17 protein-coding genes are annotated in these 26064 nt (G+C 39.2%); 8 read left to right on the forward strand and 9 right to left on the reverse strand.

The annotated features are described in order from the left end of the window. Nucleotides 1–608: 608 nt before the first annotated feature. The 9 genes from B3E00_RS10545 to B3E00_RS10585 form a co-directional block, all read right to left on the reverse strand. Nucleotides 609–2735 (reverse strand): ATP-binding response regulator, encoded by a 2127-nt coding sequence (locus B3E00_RS10545; protein WP_293938372.1) that lies wholly within the window; start codon nt 2733–2735, stop codon nt 609–611. Between the two features lie 287 nt (nt 2736–3022). Next, nucleotides 3023–3301, reverse strand: a complete 279-nt coding sequence (locus B3E00_RS10550; protein ID WP_070561781.1) for a DUF4342 domain-containing protein — start codon at nt 3299–3301, stop codon at nt 3023–3025. A gap of 129 nt (nt 3302–3430) precedes the next feature. Beyond that, nucleotides 3431–4525 (reverse strand): glycoside hydrolase family 2 TIM barrel-domain containing protein, encoded by a 1095-nt coding sequence (locus tag B3E00_RS10555; protein WP_293882507.1) that lies wholly within the window; start codon nt 4523–4525, stop codon nt 3431–3433. Between the two features lie 103 nt (nt 4526–4628). Beyond that, the gene (locus B3E00_RS10560; RefSeq protein WP_209577406.1) at nt 4629–5273 is read right to left on the reverse strand and encodes an HAD family hydrolase; all 645 of its coding nucleotides are present in this window, start codon (nt 5271–5273) and stop codon (nt 4629–4631) included. A 186-nt stretch (nt 5274–5459) separates the two neighbouring features. Next, a complete protein-coding gene (locus B3E00_RS10565) occupies nt 5460–6485 on the reverse strand; it encodes an endonuclease/exonuclease/phosphatase family protein (protein ID WP_209577409.1) in 1026 nt (341 codons plus the stop codon). Between the two features lie 7 nt (nt 6486–6492). Further along, a complete protein-coding gene (locus B3E00_RS10570; RefSeq protein WP_293938373.1) occupies nt 6493–7872 on the reverse strand; it encodes a DUF5689 domain-containing protein in 1380 nt (459 codons plus the stop codon). Nucleotides 7873–7883: 11 nt separating this feature from the next. Beyond that, nucleotides 7884–10619, reverse strand: a complete 2736-nt coding sequence (locus B3E00_RS10575; RefSeq protein WP_293938374.1) for a TonB-dependent receptor — start codon at nt 10617–10619, stop codon at nt 7884–7886. 87 nt (nt 10620–10706) lie between these two features. Beyond that, nucleotides 10707–12152: a fimbrillin family protein gene (locus tag B3E00_RS10580; protein ID WP_209577412.1), complete on the reverse strand. Its 1446-nt coding sequence runs from the start codon at nt 12150–12152 to the stop codon at nt 10707–10709. 37 nt (nt 12153–12189) lie between these two features. After that, entirely contained in the window at nt 12190–13794 is a 1605-nt protein-coding gene (locus B3E00_RS10585; protein WP_209577415.1) for a fimbrillin family protein, read from the reverse strand. 158 nt (nt 13795–13952) lie between these two features. Here B3E00_RS10585 and B3E00_RS10590 point away from each other — a divergent pair, with 158 nt between their 5' ends. The 8 genes from B3E00_RS10590 (at nt 13953) to B3E00_RS10625 (ending at nt 26050) form a co-directional block, all read left to right on the forward strand. After that, nucleotides 13953–15083, forward strand: coding sequence for a clostripain-related cysteine peptidase (locus B3E00_RS10590; protein WP_293882514.1), 1131 nt, complete (start codon nt 13953–13955; stop codon nt 15081–15083). A 154-nt stretch (nt 15084–15237) separates the two neighbouring features. Then, the gene (locus B3E00_RS10595; RefSeq protein ID WP_293882516.1) at nt 15238–15939 is read left to right on the forward strand and encodes a hypothetical protein; all 702 of its coding nucleotides are present in this window, start codon (nt 15238–15240) and stop codon (nt 15937–15939) included. Nucleotides 15940–16028: 89 nt separating this feature from the next. Beyond that, the gene (locus B3E00_RS10600; RefSeq protein WP_293938375.1) at nt 16029–17999 is read left to right on the forward strand and encodes a DUF4836 family protein; all 1971 of its coding nucleotides are present in this window, start codon (nt 16029–16031) and stop codon (nt 17997–17999) included. Nucleotides 18000–18173: 174 nt separating this feature from the next. After that, nucleotides 18174–18974: a tyrosine-protein phosphatase gene (locus B3E00_RS10605; RefSeq protein ID WP_209577423.1), complete on the forward strand. Its 801-nt coding sequence runs from the start codon at nt 18174–18176 to the stop codon at nt 18972–18974. Nucleotides 18975–19258: 284 nt separating this feature from the next. Further along, a complete protein-coding gene (locus B3E00_RS10610; RefSeq protein ID WP_293882521.1) occupies nt 19259–20842 on the forward strand; it encodes a DUF3843 family protein in 1584 nt (527 codons plus the stop codon). A 294-nt stretch (nt 20843–21136) separates the two neighbouring features. Further along, the gene (locus B3E00_RS10615; RefSeq protein WP_209577427.1) at nt 21137–21691 is read left to right on the forward strand and encodes an RNA polymerase sigma factor; all 555 of its coding nucleotides are present in this window, start codon (nt 21137–21139) and stop codon (nt 21689–21691) included. Nucleotides 21692–21748: 57 nt separating this feature from the next. Next, a complete protein-coding gene (locus B3E00_RS10620) occupies nt 21749–22708 on the forward strand; it encodes a FecR family protein (RefSeq protein ID WP_293938376.1) in 960 nt (319 codons plus the stop codon). Nucleotides 22709–22711: 3 nt separating this feature from the next. Continuing rightward, entirely contained in the window at nt 22712–26050 is a 3339-nt protein-coding gene (locus tag B3E00_RS10625) for a SusC/RagA family TonB-linked outer membrane protein (RefSeq protein ID WP_293938377.1), read from the forward strand. The last annotated feature ends 14 nt before the right edge of the window (nt 26051–26064 follow it).

Raw genomic sequence — 26064 nt, forward strand, 5'->3', positions numbered from 1 at the left:
CGTTTAACTACCTCCGTGGCCGTCGACGGGGCTGGTCCATCGGCCATGCTCCGCAACCGGCACTGTCCTCAGTGACGGTCCACTTTCTATGTGCTATCATTCGTATTTCCAGTAGTTGCTACATGAATCTTCTATAACTGTATCCGGTTAAAAGATGTAAATAGTTTATTCGTTCCGGAATATAGTTTCATGATCGCCATAACGGTATAGCAACATTTTTCATGGACAGGAACTCGCTCTTCTGTGAGGTATATCAGCATAGTATCCATCTAGACAATCTAGCTTCAAGGGACAACATGGCTATAATCGTAATTTGGGAATACAGATTTTATGGCGAAATAATTCGTCATGGCCATATTGTTTTTCTATAATTGCTGTCACCATAAACTATTGTCCATATACAGAGCCGTTTCATCATCACTTTTCTGCTATTGTTTACTTTGGAGTCAGGCTAGTGGCCACTGTACTACGGATCGTTATCAATGATTGTAGCTTGGTCGGTAAGGGACAGGAAGATATTGGAATGGAGAGCATTTTCGGCTGATGGCAGCGCTGGCTGATTCTATGCCGTTGAAGATATAAGTATTAACGTGGGAAGATTATTTAATTTACGAAATGCGCGCAATGATTTCGGCAAGAATAGCTTTGTTTAAGGGTTTGGTCATAATGCCATCAAATTCATGTTGCTGGCCTTCTGGAGCCTGCATGGTTACCTGTGATTCGTCTGACGTTAATGCAATAACTTTACTATTCCATCCTCGCATAGGGTTGGTGTCTTTGACAGTATTTAGAATGTCCCAGCCCGTAGGACCATGCATTTTGAGATCGGTTATAATAATATCCGTTTTATTTTCTTTCAGGTAAGTTATTGCAGCAGTTGAATCTTGATAGATCTTTACATTTTCGAAATGTTGCAATGCTTGTTTTACAAATAGATTATTAATTGCATTATCATCAATAACGACAAAACTTAAATCTTTTGATAATTTGCTCAAATTTGTGCTTGGTTTTCTGTTTTTCTTTTCTTCGGTAAATGGGACGACTAATGTAAATGTTGATCCTTTACCTTGTTGACTGTTAACACTTAACGTTCCGTTTAGCTGTGCAGCCATGAGTTTAGAAATATGCAATCCCAATCCAAAACTACTTTTGGATTTTTGATCAGTCATATAATACTGTTCAAAAATATGCTCTTGATCTTTTGCAGAAATACCCATTCCTGTATCGTTAACTACAATATGTAATTTTGATCCCTGATTTCTGGTGATATAGGCTTTCACTTCTATCGTCCCCTTATCCGTATATTTAATGGCGTTACTGAGGAGGTTGGAAACAATCTGTCTTACGCGATATGTTCCGCTTTTGATTAAGATGTCGCGATCGATATCAATGGAGCTAATAAGTTTTAGTCCTTTTTTATCTGCCTGTGACTGGAGCATTTTAATCACATTGAAGAGTAGTTGAGATGGTGAAAAATATTCGGCCTTTATTTCTAATGTACCAGACTCTAGCTTACCGAGATTTAAAATATCCTCAACGGTATCATTTATCACATGAATATCTTGTGTGATGGCATCTAATAAAATAGGATTGATCCTATTGCTTTCGGCGTTGTTTTTTAGTAAGTCAATAATGCTCACTAAAGAATTGACCGGTGTGCGTACATCATGACTTACATTGGCTAATATACTCGTCTTCTCCTTTGCTGTTTTCAAAGCGTAGTCTCTGGCAGCGGTCAGTTTCCGTTCATACACCAGTGTATTGTAGTGGTATGACAAGAGGAGTGTTACCATAATTATCATGAGAATAATAGAAGCGATAACCTGCTTTCCAAAAATGGAGGAGTTTTCACGATAAAGCTTGAAATCTCGAATTTCAGCAGCTCTTAACATTCCATCTTCATGAGTTTTAATTCGTAGCAATGCAGTACTAATCGTGTTGAATAAGTTGTAGTTAGATTGTAAAAGCTGCCTTTCTTTCTGCTGAAGCTCCATAAATGAACGGCGAATCTTACTGAAATCTTGGAGATGGAAAATCTCATTTTGCTCTATCAAATTTTGGATTTGGCTATGTATAGCTTTAATTTGGTTAACATTGAAATTTTGCTCCAGCCTATCTGCGACCAAGGTATCATTTTTGGCTTTGAAAATACGGGTGAATAGCTTCTCTTTTTTTCGAACTATCGTATCTTTCATGTTGACATTAAGAGCAGTATCGCGCAATATTTTGTTGACAACTGAATCTGCAAATATTCTATTATTTCCTGGACGGATGTTTTTATTTGTTTTGGTTAAGAGCGAAAGAGAGTCTTTCGCAAGAAAAATCATGTTGTCAACAGATTTTTTAATGCGTGCGAACTCATCCGAGAGGGAAATATTTTGTTCCAGGGAAGTATTTGTGGAGAAAATAAGTCCTTTTTGTGAAGATAATTCCGATAGTGAATCAATATAAAACCTGAGCGTATCCAAACTATTGCTGTAGTTCTTTAAATTTTTGGCACTAAAATCCACGGTGTAGGAACGAAACGCATTTCCGGAGTCGTTATATGATGAGAAGAGTTCATAAAAAAGATTTGTCAATTCATTCTTAGAGCTGTATGCTTTATTTAGACGGGATTCGGTTTTTTGGTATTCAATATATTGATAGGTAAATATCGAACCGATATAAGTCAAGGAAAGAATGAGGAAGGCAATTAAAACTGTCCTGATAATAAATAATTTTCTACTGTTTTTCACGTTATTGTTCTTTCACCCCAATAAATTAACTATAGCCTATTTTGTTTAGTTTGGAATTCAAATTTAGCACTAAAAAACCAAATCCAATTGTAAGCTTGTAGACAGGGAGCTACTTTTTGGAAATCTTATGTCATCTTTTGACTGAAAGCTAGCGTAGAGAGATCATTTTGATCATTTGCGGATGAATAGATGAAATTGTACTGTATGGATATATGCCGAGAATTTTATAAAAGAAGGGGCTATCCAAAAATTGGATAGCCCATCTTTGTAGGTGATAGTATAGTATTTTATTTGAGTTCAATCATCTTTTGATTTGCATGCTCTTCTTTTACTTCTTGAAGAATTGCAATTTCAATAGGTGCAATCAAACTTAGAATAATCAATGCAATAAAAGCTACAGGGAAAATAATTCCGATGATTACAGCTAAAAGCAGGGAAATATTTAAGTATTCTTGTCCATTCTTGGATGAAACTTTTAAACGGGAGCTTTTGAAGGAATCAAAAAGATCTTGAAAAACTTTAGTAATTGTTTTACTGTTGATGCTGAATGTCGTTTTAGTTGCCATGATGTTTATTTTTTTAAATCTTTATTTCTTATTTGATGACTCAAAGATAGGACGGAAATAGCGCACTGACCACGCTCATTAGGCCAATCTCGAAACAATCTCGGTAAACACCCGGCTTTTGTCGGTCAACTATAGACCGACGTGTTCTGTTTTTGATTTAGTAGGTCCCGATGGACCCTGTTTATACGCTGGATCATAGTTCCATTCAATATGGTCGGTTAATATCTTGCCATCTTTCGGACGTATTTTCGCTTCCACTGTATTTTTTAGCTTCACGTTTTCGAAGATGTAATGTACATTGGTCTGACCAATTTTGGCGCCTTTGATAAACTGTCCATTAACTATCAATGTAGGCTCACCTCTGTTGGAATAAACTGTAACAGCTGTGATTTCATTCCCTCTATTCATCATACGGCGTTGTGTGATATATAATACAGGTTCTTTGCTCCAGTTGGCTTTGTACCAATAAAAACCATCCTTCTTCAATTTACGGTCAAAGGACACCAATCCTTTATAATTTCGGGGATTGACATTGAGTGCGGTGATCGGCGTCGCAAAATCAAAGGTATTCCAAACATAGGAGCCTAAGAAAATCGGACTTTTAGCGATTACTCCCCAATGGACTTCATGGAATTTGGTGGCATATTCTTCGGGGAAAAAGGCAGGGTTGCTCCATTGATTGCCAAAGTTACCAATTTCTTCGGCCTGATCTTCGGGAATCGCTTCGGCACCATATTCCGAAAAGATGATTCGGTAATCTTTAAATGCTTCACTGATTCGTTTTGCCCAGGAGGCGACATCGTCGTCTTTGGCTGATTTATCTTCCAGTTCGCCGTTGTACCATCCAAAATAATGGTTGATGCCTTGCACGTCTGCATTGTTGTTGACCGGGTGGTCGATGACATTATAACCGCTGACAGAAACGGTATATCGGTCCGGATCTTCGGACTTTGCCAGATCATTTAATTTTGTGGTGAGATCAACGGTGTAGGCCGTAGGTGTATACACTTCGTTGTGCATGCCCCAGATATAAATCGACGGATGATTGAAATTTTGTCGAATCAGTTCTTTCAGTTGTTGTTGCACATTATTCTCTTCTAATGTCGTTACGCGGTTCACAAATGGAATTTCGGCCCAGATCAATAATCCGATACTGTCGCATTTTGAATAGAAGTATTTCGATTGCTGATAGTGTGCCAAAAGCGGGGTAACCTCAAAACACAAAACGAGCAATTAATGGATGCGAAAATGTAGTCACCTGCTTTAAAAAAAGCGGCATCTGGATCACGATTGATTTGAGTGCCGCTTTTCTTTTTATACTATACGATTATATAATACCTAGAAGCTCTTCTGGGCTGTGGATAATGTATTGGGCACCATGTTCCTTTAATTCATCTTCATCGCGAAAACCCCATGTCACGCCTATGGCTGTTACCCCGGCATTATTGGCGGTATCCATATCCACAGATGAATCGCCTACATAAAAGCATTCATGTTTGCCGACGCCCAGTGTTTGGAGGCTGTCTAAGACAATCGCTGGATCTGGTTTAGCTGGATGACCAGCGCGATGTCCCAAAATAAGGTCAAATTGAAGATCGGAGAAATATTGCTGCATCAGCGGGAGGACTGCCTCGTGGTACTTATTGGACGCTACGGAGATGAGATAACCTAAGGATTTCAATTCTTGGAGCAGCGGTATAATTCCGGTATATGGTTTTGTGTGTGTTATGGGTTTTTGCTCGTAATAGCTCTTAAAAGCGGCAAGTACGAGCGGCATCGTCTGTGGGGTTCGTGCTTCTTCGGGTAATGCCCTTTCGATAAGTTTCTCCACCCCATTGCCTACAAATTTCTTATAGGCTACGAGTGGATGAGTTGGATATCCATACTGTTGCAGAACTGCGTTACAACTGTCTCCAAGGTCTTGTAATGTATCTAGTAGTGTCCCGTCTAGATCAAATATGATAAGCTTCATGATTTAAATCTAGTAAAAAATTGCGTTTTAACTATGGTATAATAGTGCGATTAAATGGTAGTTTATATTTTGTGTATAATGATAGATTCCTGAAGACTGGCGATATCAAAAAAAGATAGGAGCTCGTATATAAGGAGCTCCTATATTTAAGTCCGTTTAAGAAGAGTTAATCGGATTTCATTTATATTATTTTACCAGAAAGATCAATGTTGGAAAGTGATCCGAGTAGCCATTGATAAATACGCCGCCTGAAAATGTCCGGTGCGGGTAACCTTTGTTGCGTCCTTCCTGTTGAACCAGAAAGTCTCTATTGAAGATTTCTGCTTTGACGAAACGTAAGCCTTTGTTTTTATTATCCAATAGTGGCCTGGAAATAATGATCTGATCAAAGAGGTTCCATTGCCCCTGATAACCCAGTGATCCAATTCCCTTATCGTAAAACTTCCACATGGTATTAAACAATCCTTGAGTTGGTACATCTTGTGGGTTTTTCTTGGCCTGCAAGACATCCTTCACGCTTTTATCTTTGGGGTCATCATTCAAATCGCCCATGATGATAATCTTGGCCTCCGGATTTTCACGATATAGGGAATCACATATCCCTTTAGTAATACCTGCGGCGAATTCGCGAAGTCCAGAAGATTTATTGCCATAACGCGAAGGCCAGTGGTTAACAATGATATGCACTGTATCGCCAGCAATAGTTCCGGATATTAAGAGCTGATCACGCGTCTTGAACCCGGGATTTTCCGGTAAATGAAAGGAATATGCCTGATCGCGATAGGGGGTAAAGAATTCTGGATTATAAAGGAATCCAACATCCACACCACGGCGGTCAGGGGAGTCATGATGAATGATCTTTAATCCCAGCTCACGGAGTTGGGGATCTCGTGTAAGATCTTCCAGAACCCGGCGGTTTTCAATTTCGGCTACGCCTAAAGCTATGGGCCCGAGGTTTGAACTCGGCGAACCAATAGCGCGAATTGCTCGCGCCATATTTTTAATCTTTTGCTGGTATTTGGCTTCTGTCCATGTGTTGGCACCCTTTGGCGTAAACTCATCGTCATTGATGGAAGAATCTTTTACGGCGTCATATAAATTCTCCAAATTGTAGAATGCGATGGGGTAAACCCGACGGTTGGTTTGTGCGAAACTCGGATTTACAGCAAATAAAAGGAGAAGTAAAATGCAGCTGATGTGTTTATAGTTCATCTTTCATCTATTTAGTAACGATAATCGTGTTGTCTGAACCGCTTCCGCCAGTTGCGCTTACGATTTTAATATTATCTAAACGGAAGCCAAATGCATTGTCCGCGCCAGTCATTATAAATTCGACGGTACTTGTTGCTGCAGGTGTAATGTTAGGAATACTGACCGTGTAATATTTATTACGGTCATCTGTTGAGGTGATCGCTACTGGTGTGCTTGGAATTGTATAAGTTGTTCCGTTTACCTTCACCTTCATGGCATTAAGGTTGGTCGCTTCACCAATATTGTAAATATTAGGAACGAGCTGATAACTCAATGTAAGGTCCGTTTTGTTGGCCGTTTGTATTCCAGCGATTTTCAGTGTAATATCTTTGTTTGCCGGAAGCCAAACCGAGGCACTGATTCCTGTCGCTGTTCGAATATCGGCGGAATTGCTTTCTTCGGTGTAGGTCACCGGAGCTTTCATGTCGAAATCGGTGAAATCTGCAATTTTTGGACGGTTGCCACTTGGATAAGTGCCATTGCCAAATGTTTCACTGAATAGTGTCCCTCCGGTTTCGGGATCAGTCGGTGTTGTTCCCGCATCTGTACCATCAAAGTCAATAACATCTGTCTTGTCACGTAAGAAGAGCTGCCAACCACCATTGTAACGACCTAATATTCCGACTAGTGTTCCGTTTCCTTTAGGAAGGATCTCTTTAGCAAAGGTAGAGAAGTTGCTGTTGCGAACATCCAATGTTTTGGCATTCGCATCTTTGACGACTTCGCTGACAGTAGCGGTTCCACCTGCGAAGGCGTTAATGCCGCCGTTGTTGAAGCGTACATTTTTAATAATGACCAATTTGTTGACCATTGATGCGTCTAACTTGGACAGGTCGACTTCCAACGGCGTTAAATTAGCTGCATCAGACCACTTATTTCGTAGTACATGCTCTTGAAAAACAAGCCACGAGATACGATTCGCATTGGTTCCGCTAAAACCAATTTGCAATTCACCACCATATTTGACCATGGATAAACCCTTTAGGTTAACGTAAACTTCTTGGCCAGCTCTAAAGGATGAATAAACGCTGTTTTGATCGACGCCGATATTAATGGCTGCAGTTTCGTCCTGAATGTATAGCTGCTTGTAGATATTTCCCGAAATATCGTTACCTGTGACAAATGCTTTAATAATTAAATCTTCTTCAATTACTTTTGGATCCACAATGTTAGCATATTTTTCTTTTAATGCTCCTATTGTGATGTTAGCACCTGGACCACTGTATATGGGTTCAGTCAATGGCGGCTCAGTATAGTCGCGCTTACACGCATTGGTAAATAGGATAAGTCCGACACAGATGACTGATAACATCGTGGTATAGACAGCTTGTATATTTTTTTTATTCATGATTATTGAAGTTAAAATCTATAGGATACATTCAAAAAACAGTTGATCCCCTGCATATAATAATATTTCGAATTAAACTTATTAGGTGCGGTAATGTCCAGGCGTGCATTTTCGTAACCGCCTGTTCGAATGTTTTTGTCGTTTAATACGTTATTGACAGCCAAATTGAAATTGATTGATTTACCACGATCTTTTAGGTATAAAATCTTTCCGATAGAAAGATCTACAGTCGCACTGTTCTTAAATTTCTCTTGATGCGTCAAATTTTGGTATGCCTCGTAAAGTTCTGCATCATCCGGACTGATGGTCGAATAGTCGGACATCAACTGGCGAAGCGGTGCTTTGGCTAAGTACATATCGCCTGCATAGTTTACATTGGCACCAAAGAACCAATAATCGACAAAATAGCGGAGGCCAAATGTTCCTGTTGTTTGTGGCATTCCGCCAACATAATAATTATTAAGATATACTGTTTCACGTACATTAGTCGCAGGAATACCATTGATATATCCATTTTCAGAGTTCATGACCCCCATTGGATTATTACTATAGTAGTATTCGGCTTTTGTAGCAGCAAGATCAATACTCCAGTTGTTATCGATCTTGTATGTTAAGCCTAACTCAACCCCCCTATGAATTTGATCCATATCTTCTAAACCGTGGTTGATAAATGTACGTGCAGCATCGTTGTAATAACTTTGACGGCTAATTAGATCCGTAAAATTAGTCTGAAATACCGACAAGCGTCCATTTAACTTTGGCAAGGAGAAAATATAGCTAATATCTGTTGAGAAGATCTTCGCACTTTTTAAGTCCGCTAAGGTGAAGTCACTTACACGTGGTGAGACGTAGGCATCATTGGCCAAAGGAGCCTTGGTTTGGTAACTGATTTTCGCATTCAACAAATGACGTCCATTGAATTTGTAGGTCATCCCCCCTTTAAATGCATAGTCTACAAAATGATGCTCCTGTCCTTTTCCATAAGAATCATTTGGGAAACGTCCATTTTTCATATAACCAATCCGTTCAAAACTGGTATAGGAAAGTTGTGTCCCGTAGAAGAAATCGATATTCGAATAGCTGTATTCATTTTGTAGCCAAGCATTCGCCGACTTCATATTGATATTGAAGCGGTAACCAAATGTATCACCCTCACGAGCTTTAAAGTCTGGATTTAACAGGTTATTCTGGGCTGGTAAAGCTCCTTGTCCAAAATCCTGTTCTGCGTATTTATCGGTGTCCAATACATATTCGGCACCTAACAAGTCGTCTACTGTTTTATATTGCTGTGATTGTGAGCCTTTAACTGCAATGCCTGCCGTTAACTTTGAATGTTCGTTAATGGTCTTGTTTAACGTCGAATTGAAACTACTTTCCAGCAGGTCGCTGTGACGTTTTTCGACCATATATAGTGCTGAAAGCTCACCTTTCATTACCGCTTCCTTGTTTTGATTATATAAACTAGCCCAGTCGACTTGAGATACTGCTTTGGATTTCCATGCTTCGGTATATTTGTCAATATCCTCTTGCTGTGTATAGTAGCTAGGTAAATTGCGGTAGTAGTCAGGCCTTGGGTCTTTTGCTCTGTACCAGTTTAATGCAGTACTGGCATATTTGCCATAATGCAGTGATATACCTGTAGTCAGTTTTGTGTTCGGATCGATTTTCCAGATATGTGAAAGGATTGCGGTAGGGTCGTAAGCCGTTACTACACGCGAATTCCTGATTTTTCCATCTTGGTAACCCCAATTGGGGTTGTATAGGTTATTGTCGAGGAGATCGTAGGCTTCCTGAAAGGAGCCTGATTGTTGACCGCGCTCTACGGGTGAACCAAAGGTAACTAGGGATAAGCTGTGTTTTCCTTGTTGGAATTGTTTTTCAATCGACAGGGCATAAGAGACATTCTTGTAGAATGTTCCTTCTACATAACCTTTATCGGCATAACGACCACCGATCAACCCTGTAAATGCCCAGCCATTGTCCATGAGACCGGTAGAATAGCTCAGCATGCTGCGGCTATAGTAATTCCGGTTGGTATAGGTAGCTGTTGCCTTTGCGCCTTTCGCAAAGGTGCTTGCACGCATGTTGATGTTTTCAGAGCCGCCAATGGAGCCGAATGTAAAAGTCGAGGCATCCATGGCGTTGTCTTCGTCACCATTTCGGGTCAAATCATTGATGGCTCCGATGGAGGCGTAGTTGAAGACACCACGCAACTGGTCATTGAAATGTACACCGTTGATATATTTTTGTTCGTATCGGTTGTTGTATCCGCGAAGGCGGAAACGGAACTGTGAGAGCTGATAACCAATTTTGTTAACGTATACGTCATTGGAAAGGATAATTTTGGCCGAAATGTTTTGATCGAAAGATTCGTTATCATCATCCAATAAATCATCTGCAGCCATGCTCAGTTGTACCATATTATCATTGTCAGTACTTGGAAGAACATAAATGTCTTCCATTTTGAGCAGACCGGAGGTCGGGATTTGAACAGTAATTTTAGTTTCTTGGATGTTACCGCCCGTGATCAGGATGGTTTCCTCGCCTGAATTTAACTTCGGTAGATTGAAGTTTCCTTTGGAATCCGTAACCACTGTTTTTTGATTTTTTTCAAAGACGAGACGTACATTGGAAAAAGGTTCTTTGCTCAACTGATTGCGTACGATACCCTGTACGTTGGCCTTTTGGGCAAAGATAGGGGTACTGGCCGCCGATAAGAGCGCAAAAAGTATGTATTTTTTATACATAGCTTGAGGTTAAAAAGTGAAATGTATTTAGCTAACAAATGCAACACATGATGGATGTGTTGCATTTGAAGATGTTTTTATTGTATTTTATTTTTGGCCTTTTAAGACGATATTATCGATGCGGACACCAACAGTATTATTTGTAACAGTTGTTGTTAATGTAATTTTAGAGCTAGCAGGAACTGATGTTGCTGCGGAAAGATCAACCTCTACCGTGTAAAAAATATTTGCATCATTATTTTCTTTCGATAATACTTTGGAAGTTGGACTAAATTTTTGTCCATTTAAATCTATTGAGAGATCTTTGATGTCGAATTTTGTACCTGCGTTAAACACATTAGCGGCGATATCAAATGTAAGTTTTAATTTGGATGATTTTTCGGTGTTAATGTTGCTAATAGCCAATTCAGCATCTTTATTTGCCGGTAGCCATACGTGGTTTGTTAAGTTATCTCCCGATTTTAATACGCGAATATCAGACACCGCAAATTGATCTGTATAGGTTACAGCCGTATTTGACCAGCCTGTAAATGCTGCGATCTTCGTATTTGATGAAACTATTGTTGAACCAAAATCTTCAGTATATAATGTCTGCTCAACGGGATCAGTTGTGCCACCGCCATTTTCTTCGTCTTTCCCGATAGTATAAGACCCCGAAGGTACATCGGTCCAGTCAACAATACTTCCTGAAGCTACAATAGCTGTATTGTTGCCTGCTTCCTCCTGTAAAGTAATGTTATAGCTATATTTTTTACCAGCTTCGTAAGTTGTTGATGATGGTAAAGTCCACGTATAGATTTCATTGCCAATTTTGAATTCAACTTTTGCTCCAGAAATGTTGGCGACAGGCAATAAGATGGCTTCTGCTGATGTAGTGGTTGTTCCAGCGGTTGTTTTTGCTTTGATAGCCGCCGGGTTAGTGCCAGCAGCTAATGTACCTGTTGCAAGGTCGAAATTTGCAGTTGTATTGAATCCATTGTAAGTTACGGTAAGACCTGATAGGGAACTAACGCCAGTTCCGGCCGCAATCGTCAATTCAATTTTACTTAGTTTGTGGCTAAATTGTAATTGGGCGTTTGCTGTATTTTTATTGGCACCAGTTACATTATTAGCATATAATAAGTCGATTTTATTTTGTTGACTTTGATCGCTTACATTGACTGGGTAGACATTGTTGCTGATGGTTGTTTGATAAGGGTAGTAGGCAATGAAATCTACGTTGGAACCATCAGCAGGATAAGAGATTTCTTCGGTAGTGCCATTCGCTTTGAAGTTTCCGTCTCCACTCGATGTAACATACTGTTTGTTGCTTGCCAATGCATTGCTTAGGCCGCTGCCGGTTTTCATGAAAACACCGATAGCATCGTTGCTTTCCCAGTTTGCTCCAGTTGCTTTGGTCGTAACTTGATTGGAGATTGTTGACGAAAAAGTTACCGCTTTAGTAATTTCTTGTTCTGAAACAGGTGCCTTTTGGCAGGAACTTGTAATGGCTGCTGCTGCAGTCGCTAGGAATAAAAGTTGGTTTACTTTCATAATTAAAATGAATTGATATGACTAAGTCGTTTATTAATTATTTCCAAATAGAGGTGTTAATATTTGCTTTTTGAGCGTCATTGAGATCGGGGAAGAACATGAATCCTGTAGCCTTTTCAAGGTCGCTTACCGATAATCTATAGTTTTCAAAGGTTACTCCAGAAGGTGGGGTTTCATTATTTATCTTATAGGCAATGGTATAATATTCGGATCCTTTTTTCATTGCTAGTGCTTTGAAGTAATATTTGGGTTTGGCGATATCTTTGCCATCATTGTCCTGCGCGAAATCCAATACTGTATTGGTACTTGTTGTAGGCATTGCTCCTGTTACGACATACATCGTATCACACTGTGCCGTCCAGGTTCTGACTTTCGTTTCCAGGTTTGCCCAAATACCTTGGTTCAGACGTGAAGCTTGTGCGGTCATGTTGGTGAAGTAAAACGTTGTTTTATTTTGGGTTGTATTTAAGTTGCGGTCCGCACTTGGTAATTGGTGTCCTCTGTCGTAGCCGCTTGGCTTGAAACCATTAAATAAATTAGGTTGAAAAGCCGTAGAGACTTGCGGATCATATCCCCATGCATCCGTGCGATTGCCCGATCCCAAAATGCTGCTGTATAACGGATAAGCTACCCAATACGCCATTTTTAATTTTTTGTCATATAACATCGCATAGTTTCTACTGTCGCTGGCGTCCGGCATAAAATGCTGTATAAAAACCTCATCATTGCTGAGACTGTTCATCTTGGGAATTTCTAGATAGGCTTGTGAATCACCGACTCCACCGCTCGGTTTACCGTTGTCGATTTTGATGTCAAAGCTGTATCTGTTACCTGCGGTCAGTTGCTTTAGGTTTTGATTTTGTGGTACCGTCCAGGTATAGCTATCGCCATTAGAAGCAACAAACTTAATTGCCTTTCCGGTGATATCTTCACCCGGAAGGAGTAGAAATTCAATTAAAGCTGTTTTATTCGCATTTACCGTTAATTTTCCCTGAACATCTTTTTTCTCCGTTGAATTCACCGTCAATTTTCCAGATGTTAAGTCGAATCCCCCTTGCGTGCTTATTGCTGGTAATTTAACCGTAACTTGATTTGCCTCCAGTACAGCGGTATTGGTAATGGAGAGATGAATACTGATTTTACTCAATTGCCTTACAAAGTTAAGCGGGATGGTGTTGTTACTTTTATCGATGTTTTTAGCGTTATTTGCGTACATCAGATCTAAAGCTGCGGGATTGGACTGATCACTTAAATCAATTGGATATTGAAAATCTGTTAGCGATTTATACGGATAGTATGCGATGAAATCCACTTTTTCAGCGTTTAAGAAAATTGAATTGTTGCTTTGAAAGAGCGAACCATTAAAAGTGAACAAGTGATTGTTGACCTGGTCGATAACAGTCGCTGACTCCAACGGTTGACCTGATCTGTACATGTATACACCGATTTGGTCATTCTGTTCCCAGGTAGTTCCGGTAGCTTTTGTGTTGATTTGGCCGACGATGGTGGGGGTAAATTTTACTGCCGGCTGCTCGATTCGAGATTCAGGCTTCTGACAGGAATTAAATGTAAGCGATGCAATCATAAAGCAAGCTATTCGCAACATATGCTGTTGTGGAATAGTTATGATCTTCTTAATCATATTGATAGTTAGTGTTTGTTAATAAAGTAATGGCAAAAATACTTAAGTTAAGTTAAATTAATATGAAGTCTTCGTATTCTTTTGTGTAAATAATTATTTTATTGATGTATCAGTTTGATTTTTAGATATATTTGTTACTGTTTTTAAGTGTTTTTACTATGAATTTGATTATGTTCCGCGTATTGATGGTATTGTCTATTTTATCTATGACGCTGTTAAATAGTTGCAATGACAAAAGAGACAAGTTAATGGAGAGCGATAGCCGTGTGTTGTTGGTTTATATTGGTGCTAATAATAACCTGGTTTCAGATGCTTATAACAGCATCAATGCAATGGAAGAGGGGTTGGTTGGATTGGACGCCGATGTTTATGTATATGCCTCTTTGGCGGGCACCACGCCCAAAATCTACAAAATTGTAGCCGATCAAAGTCAAGAAATTAAAAGTACAGTCATCAAATCATATGGGGATCAAGATTCGGCAAGCCCCCAAGTAATGAAACAAATCCTATTGACTATGAATGCATATGCCGGCAGTCGTCCAGTAGGGCTTGTGTTATGGTCACATGCGACAAACTGGCTGCCAAATGTTGGTGTCAAATTGATGTCTTTTAACGAAGACAGGGGAAGCAAAACTGAACTCAGGGATCTGCAAACGGTTATTCCTTCTGGGCTTGACTTTTTAATGTTCGATGCCTGTTCCATGGCGAGTGTGGAAGTCTTATATCAGCTTCGGGAAAAAGCTAAATATACGATTGCTTCACCAGCTGAAGTGTTATCCACTAGTATGCCTTATCATTTGGTCTTGAAAGATTTATTTGATCCTAATCTAGAGCGGGGGCTGAGGTCTGCAGCGGCAACATATTTTAATTTTTATAATCAGTTAACAGGCCTCTATCAGTCTGCTACGATAGCTGTAGTGAATAATGCCTATTGGTCGGATCTTGCAAACAACGTCCATATTGCACTGAATAAATCCCCCCTGACAACGGTATATCGCGACAACTTACAGCGACTGGATTTTGACGAGAAGTCTTTATCCGCTGGTTTTGATTTTCTTGATTTTGTGCATCAGAACATGTTGCCCTCAGAGACAACAGCTATCGAGGCTACAGTTTCGAAATTGGTTATCTATAAGGCGAATACGGCCAGGTTTCTGGGTAAACCCATTTTGCGGTACTCCGGACTGTCCTGTTATGTCCCTAATGATTTAAATAAGTGGATACATCCCTATTATAATACACTGCAATGGTCTAAAGATAGCGGCTTTAATTCTTTCGTGAAGGAGTAGGTTTAATATATGTATTCTCATTTTTCCCTGAATTCAGGTAGTGAAATGCTTTCGCGACTTTAATAATTTTGTCAATAAGAAAAAATAGCACAATGTTTGCTGCTGATGTAAAACATATATTGATTTGACAAATTATTAATCGTACCGAGTTCTAATGAATGGATTTAAAGCAAAAAGAAAATTGAGAAGATTCTATGGCGTGATTTGTGCCTTTTTAATGACTTTGACATTGTCAAGTTGTTTTGATTTTGTTGAACAGATTGATTTAAAATCAGACGGTTCTGGGCATATTGCGGCGACATTAAATTTGAGTAAAAGTAAGACGAAGGTGTCTTCTTTAATGAAGATGAAAAGTATAAAGGGAATCCGAATACCTTCTCAAGCCGAAATGGAGAAGGAAATTCGATCTGCTGTTCAGTTATTGAAGCAGACTAAAGGTATTTCTAATGTAGCGTACAAGACGGATTTTACCAATTACATTGTTAATATTTCCTGTGATTTTAGCCAGATTGAATCGTTGAATGCTTTTTCGGATATCTTGGCAAACCGTTTTAAAACTAAGATATCGAATTCGAACCGATATTATTATCATGCGCAATCTCATGTATTTGAACGCAAATTTGTGGCTTCCAATGAGTGGAAAGCAAAATTCAATCAGTTGGGAAGCGACAATACAACCCAGTTTGCAGACGCATTCTATACACAGATCGTACGTTTTGAAAAGCCTGTAATCTCTCAGGGAAACAGTTTGGCAAAGGTTGCAGGAAATAAAAAAGGGGTACTGCTGAAGTTGCCTTTTATGGATCTGGTGTATGGTAAATCGAGTTTGGCGAATAAAATCACACTAACAAAATAACCTCATAATAGGGTGAAAACCGAGACGTGCTTAGCGCATAAACTGCAAATGAACAACAAGTCCGGTTCAGCTGAAAAATTATTTATAAGATGAAATCAAAATTTATATTAGTTGCATTCGCCTGTTTGTCCTTCGGGGCAAGTGCTCAGGCGCAGGACCTAATCAAACAGGTCCCCGAAGATGTGGAAGTGATTGCTGCTTTCAACCTGAAAGATATTGTACAGAAAGCAAATGCGAACAAACTGAACGAGTTACTTCAAAAAGCGGGTTTTTTTGAAAAAGCTGGTATTTCTGCGAACAATGATATCAAAAATTTAGGCGTCGACCTTTCTAAGCCTGCTTATTTTTATACCAGGAAAACTGATAGTATTAGTTTTACGGAATTCTTATTTTCTTTGAACAATAAGGGGCAATTTGAACAATTGCTCCATGCAGCCGGTGAACCAAAAGCATTTTCAAATGGCTACAGCAGCGTCAGTCTCAAAGCGGGCAGCATGTTGGTCTATAACGATCATATTGCTCGATTTATTTCGGCGACGGCAAATCCCACTTTTTTCGATAATGATTCAATCGCTGGTCGGTATGGTATTAAGAAGGTAGACTATATCGCACGTCCGGCCGATGACGAGGACGCCTGGGCAGATACTACAGTGGTGGCAATGGATTCCGCAGCGGTCGTGTGGGATGAGGCTGTAAAGCTTCCTGAGCAGGTATCGCCTCCTGTTGCTATCGATGTAGACCCGGATACCGTTGAATTAGCTGCTGCAGAAATTCAGCCGCCGGTAGTGGATGTTGTTGGGAGTGAAGAAGTTGAAATGCATGACCCGAGTTACTATGATTCACTTTATACAGCATATGAAGATCAAAATCGAAAAAATGATTCTATCCGCAATGGCTTACTTGAAAAGTGGTTGTTGAACGAAGCTAACCGGTTGCTTGCAGGGAATTACAAGTCCCTATCAAGTGCTGATCAGGAGAAAGTTCAGAAAAACATGGGACTTATTCGCTTGTACGTTCCCCGTGTAGAGGATCTTTATCGTGGCCTTACTCCGTATACCTCACTTCCTTATTATTACATGGGGATTAAGCTGGATAAGTTCAAAACCGGATATCAAGATGGTATATTGGATTTTGCGCAAGAAGGAAGTGTGCTGAAATTAAAAGGTTCTGTTGGATTGGATAAAGGGCTTGCTGAGATGTCCAAAAGAATGTATGCTAAAAAGCCTAATGCTAAGTTTAATAAATATTTGACCGATAAGACTTTAGGTTTCTTCAATGTGAATATTAATTCGGAAGCTTATCTGACAGAAATGCCGGCCTATATGGCAAAATATTATGGTGGTTTGCTGGGGCCGCAACAGGATGTTTTAGAATGGGGGCTGATGGCGCTCGAAATAGCACTAGATGAAAAAGCAATTGCTCAAGTAATGCCGGGCGACCATCTTGTAGTTGTTAACGGTCTTCGTAAATTCAAGAAAGACTACATCGATTATACTTATGACGATGATTACAATGCAACCGAAGTGAAAAAGACCAAAGAAGAAACACTTCCTGTATTTATTTGGATGTTTACATCAAAGGATCAACGCTTGATCAAAAAAGGCTTAGAAATGGCTGTTTCAAAGCATGTTGGCCAAGTCCATGATGGTATTTATGCATTTTCAACCAAGAAAAATGTGGATGTTCCAATGTATGTTCTTCTAAAGGAGGATTTGGTTATGGTCAGTAATGATTCTCTGTCTTTAAATGACATCCGTCAAAATAAGATGAGTGGTCCAACAAACAAAGATTTCATCAAGCTGATGAAGCAAAATAAGATGTCGGCGGCGATGGATTTAAAAAAGCTGCCTGATATGTTAAAGGAAATGGGTGTTTCACCAGGGAAACAATGGGAAGAAATGTTGACACAACTCAATCAATATGGCAGTACTGCAATTACTTCCAAAGGAATCGTAGGCAACCGCGCTGAAGTTGAAATGTCTACACGGTTACCTCAGACAAGCGATGGCGCAGTCAGTTATTTAATGGATCAGATTATCAAAGAATTAAATAAAAAGTAACTAAAAGGCGGTCAAAACAAATTTATTACACTATTGTTTTGATCAATTTTGTAATATTATGGTTATATTTTCATAATGTTAAAATAATATTAAGTTTATTTGGCTTGTTTATGGTACATTTGGTGTTTAACAAACTACTTTAATAGACTAACTAAACGATTTATACAGCACAATATGGGGATATTTTCAAAACTGTTTGGGAAAAAAACTCAGGATTCAAAAGTAAAGGTTGTGGGAAAATTGGCCTTCTTGGAAGTGGATATGCACAACCATATTCTGCCTGGAATAGACGATGGAAGTCAATCTATTGAGCAATCCTTGACACTGTTGAAAGGACTTGGAAGGATGGGCTTTGAGAAATATGTCTGTACACCGCATATTATGGATGGTGTACATCCAAATTCAATTCGTACGATTGAAGCGGCTAAGGGTAAGCTTTTAGCTGGTATGAAGGGGCTCCCTAATATGCCGGAAATCCATTCCGCTGCAGAGCATATGATTGATGACGGTATTGTAAATCTCATCCAATCGAATGAGTTGTGTGTTATGCCGGGGGGATATGTATTGATCGAGATGTCCTATTTACAAGAATCCAAAGCGCTATTTCAAACCATATTGGATATACAAAATCTGGGCTATCAACCTATTTTGGCACATCCAGAGCGTTATAACTACTATCATTACAACTTCAATATGTATAAGCAGATCAAGGATGCAGGGTGCATGTTACAGCTTAATTTGCTCTCAATTAGTCGTTATTATGGTGTTGAAGTGAAATCTACAGCCTTAACTATGATTAAATCGGGGATGTATGATTTTGTAGGAACAGATGTACACCACGAACGGCATTTGGCGGCCCTGGAAGATGTTGTGGCCAAATATCCGGTACGTGATTTATTGAAAACATGCGCTATTTTGAATCCTACGTTGCAAGATCATTTTGGTGATAGTAAGAATGTGATTGCTACAGGGTGATTGACAGATCCCTTTTAACTTTTAATAAAAAGAAGAGATATCTATTTGGGTATCTCTTCTTTTTATTTGTGGCAATTTTATTCTTTTGGCGGGTATAATTTCTCGAATTACGCTAATTGCAAGTGCTTCAGTGGACAGTGTTAGTAAATTATACCTCGAATAGTTAGGTATCTTTTGCTATTTGTGACTGCTTTAACCACAGTCTACTATTTTAATTGATGTTTATATTTTGCCCATATGGATATTTCGAAAATTTGGCTACTTTTGGTTTTAGCATTTTTCATATGAGAGGAAACAGAATTTTTATTCAAGATTGGATTGCACACCACACTTATCAAAAAACAAATGAAATAGATAGTTATTATTTACGTGTTGCAAATGAAATCAATGATAGTTTATCTACGCTTTGGTTTGAGGAGCAAGAAACGAATGATCTAATACATACAGATGCTTTAAAAACATTGAGTATCTATCTGACCTGTTACTTAGAAGATGTTATCGCAAAAACAGGAATTTTTTCCGCATTTAGAACAATCCATACAGAACTGTATAATCAACTTCTACCTTTCTATACTGATGATGCCTTGACAGATTATTACGCCGAGGATATTAATAGCGAAGATATTGCTGTATTGACTTGGTTGTTTTTCAGCGAACGTAATCCACATTTGTTTATCGATCCACGTGGACGTTTGATTCAGTTGATTACAGATTTGGCCTATTCAATTTTGGAAGAGCATTATGAGGTTGCGCCTGAAAATGAGAAGTTAAAGCTAGAATATGTTTTGGAAGAAGGTGCGAGTTATTTTGACGTCCGTAATTTTATAGAGAAACTTGTTGCTACAAATTACCTGACGGCGGGCGAATATAATACCAATTTGAATCATTTGATGCAAGTTGCTGAGATTGGACGATATCAACACGACCAAAATCAATTACAACAGATGATCTATCGTGTGCGAGACAACCACTTCAATAATTATAGACTACATTTGTTTGCATTGAAGGCTTCTGAATTTGTCGCTGAGGTGATAGGAAAGGAACATGCGCTATACCGTATTGTCAAAACGCTAGGTAACCGCATCAATAGCTTTTTTGAATATGTAAAGACAGACGAGCTGTATGTGCATGTAAAGCATATCGGCACAAAAACTCCGTTTAAGATCTTTAAGGACTCCATACAGCAATTTGTTGAGCCTACAGAAACGTTATCTTTCTACATGGAAATTGTACCATGGAAAGATGCCTGGAACTTGTCTGGAATCATGACCGTTGTTAACCCCGACGAAGTAAATTTTGATTTACCTGAGCAGTATGAGATGACGTATCGTATTGAGGCATTGAATGGAAAGGATAAGAGCTTAAAGAAAACTGAAAAGCAGCTGAAAGATATGGGCAAATTATTCCAAGCAGAACATAAGGCAGCAGTTGCGTTTATGGAAGGAAAAGAAGTAAAGGAATTTGCAACTGATTTTTTTAAGAAATATCAGCAAAAATATCCCAGTAAAGAAGAATCCCCGCTTCCTGAATCAAACCTGGATCTTACAGAAGATGCTAAAGTGACTGTTTTCTTTAATCCTAAAACTGGTTTGGAAGTGTTCGGCGGCATAGAAGAATTTTTTCCATTAGATACTAACAGCTTTATAGTGAAGGATAGTGAGGAAGAACTGCCTTATGCACGGTATTTCTTGAATCTTTTGGTTGAAGATTTCTTTCCAAGCGAGTTACCTAAGTATTATATTAATCTATTTAAGGCAGAGGTGGATAAGCAATTTTTCTTTCCTGTGAACGATAAGGTACTTGATTTCTTTCTCCGTTTCTATAAACGCGGAACTTACTTTTTAGGACCATTTCCGTTATTAAAATAGCTCGTGTAGTCTGCTATAAAATTACAGGACCATAAAAAAAAGTCTCCTTGCTTATTGCAAAGAGACTTTTTTATTTCCAGCTTGTCCAGGATGTATAAGGTTATATGATTCAGTGATCACAGTATTTTTAATGGAGCGCCGATTACCCATTGTGTTAATTTAATATAAATTCATTATAATTAAAGTGTTATCACTTGTAAAACTGCGATTTATAGGTCGTATATGATGTGCGTCTCATGGTATATTTTAAAAAATTCTCACTAAACTTGTAGGATCAATTATAAGTGATGAAGAATGCCTATTGAAAATAATAATGTCCTGGATTTTAAAACATTCTTTTTGCTGTACAAGGATAAAGTGTATAAATATGCTTATTTACACCTTAAAGAAGAACCAGCTGCCGCAGATTTGGTACAAGAAGCCTTCTCCCGCATTTGGAAAAAATGGGAAGAATTGGATGGTAATAAAAATCCACAGTCTTATCTCTATACGATTGCCCGGAACCTTGTGTTTGACGAATTGCGGAAACAAAAGGTCAGATTCCAATTTCAGGCTACAGATATCGATTGGACCAAATTGGTAGACAATTCGAATGAGGAAGCAATTCGGTTTAAAGATTTGGAGCGAGTTTATCGTGAGGCCATTTCAAAACTCCCAAAATCGCGACTCGAAATCTTTTTGTTGAGTAAAGAAGAGTTTTTGGATAATCAGGAAATTGCAGATAGGCTTGGGATTTCCGTCAATACCGTCCGTGATCAATTGGTTAAGGGCAACAAGTTTGTTCGGCAATATATTCTTGATCATTTTGAGATTTCAATAGCCCTATTGATTTTTTTAAAAATTTTTTAGAACCGCATCGTCTTTCGGTCATCTAGGTACGTATATGTATTTAAAGATGGGCATAGAATGATGAATTCCAAAATAGCTGCTTTATATAAAAAATTCCTTAAGGGAGAACTTAGTCCCGAAGAAAACGCCATATTTCTTGATTTACTGACTTCTTGTGACAGGGATGAACTTCCAGATGTCGAGGAGGTAGTTTCGCTGGACAATCGCGATTGTGAACTAAATAAAACGACTTCCGAGGATATCTTCTTTACAATTACAGGTTCGTCATTGACTCCGCGCTTAATACCTATTTGGAAAAGACGGTGGTCTGTCATTTCCGCCGCTGCCTGTTTACTTTTAATCGGTCTTGCTGGCCTCTTCCAATTTAAATTTAAGGGCCAACAAGAGATTAATAAAGTTTCTGAAATTGTTCATTATTCCAATCCGACAAAATTTGTTAAGCAGCTTGTATTGCCCGATGGTACACATGTTTCTCTTCGGCAAGGTGCACATATTGAATTGTTGTCAGATTTTGATACAGACAGTTTACGTCGGATTAAGCTTTCGGGGGAAGCTTTTTTTGAAGTAGCTAAGAATGCTGAACAACCTTTTGTAATCGCCAGTTCTGGCGACTTTGATGTACGCGTATTAGGCACCGCATTTAATTTAAATTGTTCTGAAGGACGTAGCAGTCTCGTGTTGAGTCATGGTAAAGTACGGGTCTCACGTGCCGGGCAATATTCATTTGTTACCCCTGGCCAAAAAGTCGCCTACGATATGCGACAAAGACAATTTAATGTTGCCAAAGCGGATACGAGCATTGCATCGAACTGGAAGAGTGATCTCTTGTCATTTAATCAAGTTCCACTCATGCAGATCGTAGCCGATCTAAATAATCTTTATCCCGATAGTCATCTTGAATTAATCGATTCCTTCCGGACTGAAAGTTATACGGGTTATCTACCTGCTAGTGATTTAGAAAAGTCACTCAAGATGCTTAATACCGCATTTAATCAAACAATTATCTATAAGAAGTAATTTATGAAAAGGACCAATTACTATTTAAAACTTATGGGAAGTGCACTGCTCTTTCAGTCGCTCGCACTTCATACCTTGGCCTCACAATTTTCTACCAGTGAAGGGATTGGGAAACTCCTCACGCGAATGGAACAGAAATTTAACGTCAAATTTGGTTATGATGCTTCTATCTCGAACCAAAAGATCAATGAAGCCGCCGACCTTGATAAACTGAAAAAGGAGCAAATCGTTCAATTTATACAGACCATTTCTAACGGAAATCTTGAGGTCAAAAAAATTGATGAGAAGCTTTATGTGATATCGAGGAAAACGGGCAACGATACTAAGGTTAAAAACGAAAAGCCGGTTTCTAATGCAGCCAAAGAGATCCGAGGAAAGGTTGTCGACCAAGAAACGGGGCAGCCTATCGCTGGAGTCACGGTACGTGTTAAAGGCAGTACACAAGTAACAACGACCGATCAGCAAGGCACTTTTCGATTTGCAAATGTGGCAGACGATGCCATTTTATTGATCTCCTATATTGGTTATCAGACAAGTGAAGTATCCGCTTCAAATGCTGATGTTATTAAGTTAGGCAAATCTTCCGAAGAGCTCGGTGAAGTTGTTGTAACGGCACTGGGTATAAAGAGAGAACAAAAAGCACTGGGATATGCAACGCAAAGCATTAAAGGTGATGATCTGACGCGTGTAAAGGGGGTTGATGTAGGAACCACATTGACCGGACGTATTTCGGGTGTCCGTGTTTTGAACAGTACGGAGTTTAACAGTACACCCCAAATCCAAGTAAGGGGACTAACGCCTATTTTGGTGATCGATGGTGTCGCCTATGAAAATCTTACCCTACGTGATGTGCCGGTAGATAATATCGAAGATATGAACGTTCTGAAAGGTGCAACCGCAACGGCCTTGTACGGTAGCATGGGGGCTGGTGGGGCCATTATGATTACGACAAAAAAGGGACTTGCGGAAAAAGGAACGGAGATCTCCGTCAATAGCAATAACATGTTTTTTTCGGGTTATCTAGCTTTGCCCGAGGTACAACATGGTTACTCTTCAGGTGAAGGGGGAAAGTTTAATAATGATGATTATGTGTGGGGAGATAAACTGGATATTGGGCGTACAGCCAAACAATGGAACCCACAGACAAAACAACTAGAAGAGATGGAGTTGCTTTCCCGGGGCAAGGACAATTTTAAGAATTTCCTTGAGCCGGGATTTATATCCAATAACTCCGTGAGTTTTACCAATCAGGGTGAACACGGAAGTATTAGAACGTCGATCAATCATATCTATAATAAAGGGCAATATCCAAACCAAAAGCTGAATATGACAAACATGTCTGTCGCTGGGCAGACCAAGATTAGCGAAAAAGTTGATATAGAAACGCGCCTTGCCTATAACCGTCGTTCAGCAACAAGTAATTTTGGCGCAGGATATAATGATCAGGGATATATTTACAATATTCTCGTCTGGACTGGGCCTGAGTATAATTTACAGGATTACAAAGATTATTGGTTGATTAAAGATCAATCTCAAAATTGGATGTATAAAGCCTGGTATGATAATCCATATTTAACGGCCTATGAGAAGGTTACCCCTGAGCTGGTTAATAAGATGAACGCTGCCTTGACCTTGAATTATAAGGTTTCTGATTGGGGGAAACTGATGGTACGTACAGGATATGATTATTATGGACAAAGACGAGAGCAACGCAATCCAATGGGCATTTATGGTACGAGGGGGGGATATTCCGGCTTTGACAGTAAAGGAAAGTATTGGATGCAAAATCAGGATGGTTTTAGTACAACAAATGACGTAATCTTTACAGCGAAAAAGAAAGTTGGTGATTTTGGCTTCGACGGATTAGTGGGCGGTGCTCTTTTTTATCGACGTGACAATGCCGTTACAGCTACGACAGTCAATGGGTTATCGATTCCAGGTTTTTACTCACTTCGAAACTCAATTGATCCAGTGTCGACTGTTGAAAGTAAAACAAAAGAAATGGTCAACAGCACCTATGGACGCCTTTCTGTCTCCTGGCGTAATGCTGTTTTTGTAGAAGCGACAGGACGTAACGATTGGTCTTCGGCTTTATCTAAAGAACAACGTTCCTATTTTTATCCTTCAGTTTCAAGTAGTATAGTCGTAAGTGATCTTATAGGAAATAAGCCAGCTTGGTTGGATATGTTTAAAATCCGTGGATCTTGGGCCGTTACGAAGACAGTACCTTCTCCATATGAAATAAACCAGGCCTTTACAATTAGCAACAATGTGTGGGATGGATTGCCAACCGCTTCTTATCCGAATTCAATCAAGGATTACTCCATATCACCTACGCAGCGCGATTTAACAGAGTTCGGTTTTGATTTTGGATTATGGAAAAATCGATTCTATGGTAATTATACCCGCTATTATCGTCTACTACATAATGTAACAACTTATGCAACCATATCGGGGTCATCAGGCTTTACTTCGCGGTTAATTAATACGCAAGAGGAGAAAATGACCAAAGGTCATGAAATTACATTGGGTACAGCTGCTATCAAAAAGGAAAATTTCCAATGGGATATTATTTTAAATATGTCGCAAAACTTGGAATTCTTCCACAAGCTTGATCCTGTTTATTCTGCAGATGCATTATACGTTAAAACAGGAGCTAGGACGGATTATATTACAGTAAAGGATTGGGAAAGATCGCCTGACGGTCAGATTGTTAACAATGCTTCGGGAATGCCAATATCTGCAAAATATGCTGCTCAGTTGTATGGTTATACTGCCCCAAAATGGTTCGGTGGATTGACAAATCAATTTCGTTACAAAGACTTCTCGCTTTCTTTGAGTGTTGACGGTCGAATAAAAGGAATGTCTTATTCAGGTATGAACGCTCGTTTATGGCAGACGGGTGCGCATCCTGATTCAGACAATTCATATCGTTACGAAGAGGTCGTTAATGGTAATAAAACGTTTGTTGCACCTGGTGTGAAGATCGTTTCAGGAGGTGTTACGTATGATAAATACGGACAAATTGCAGAAGACACGCGTGTTTTTGCAGACAATGATAAAGTAGTTTCTTATGAGACCTATTGGAAATCTGCGTATTCTGGAAGACGTAATTATTGGGATGAGACATTTATTAAACTTCGCGAGCTATCGCTCAATTATCGCGTCCCTGAGAAATTAGCATCTAAATTTAAAGCTAAGCGTGCCAGTGTGGGGGTTACTGGGCAGAATTTGCTTCTTTGGACAAAAGAATACCGTTTTTCTGATCCAGATGTAGGTTCAGAAGATTTGAACTCACCATCTATGCGTTACATAGGTTTTAATTTAAATGTAACTTTCTAAAAACCAGTAAAATT

Source organism: Sphingobacterium sp. UBA5996 (assembly GCF_002429765.1).
In the GTDB taxonomy this organism is placed as follows: domain Bacteria; phylum Bacteroidota; class Bacteroidia; order Sphingobacteriales; family Sphingobacteriaceae; genus Sphingobacterium.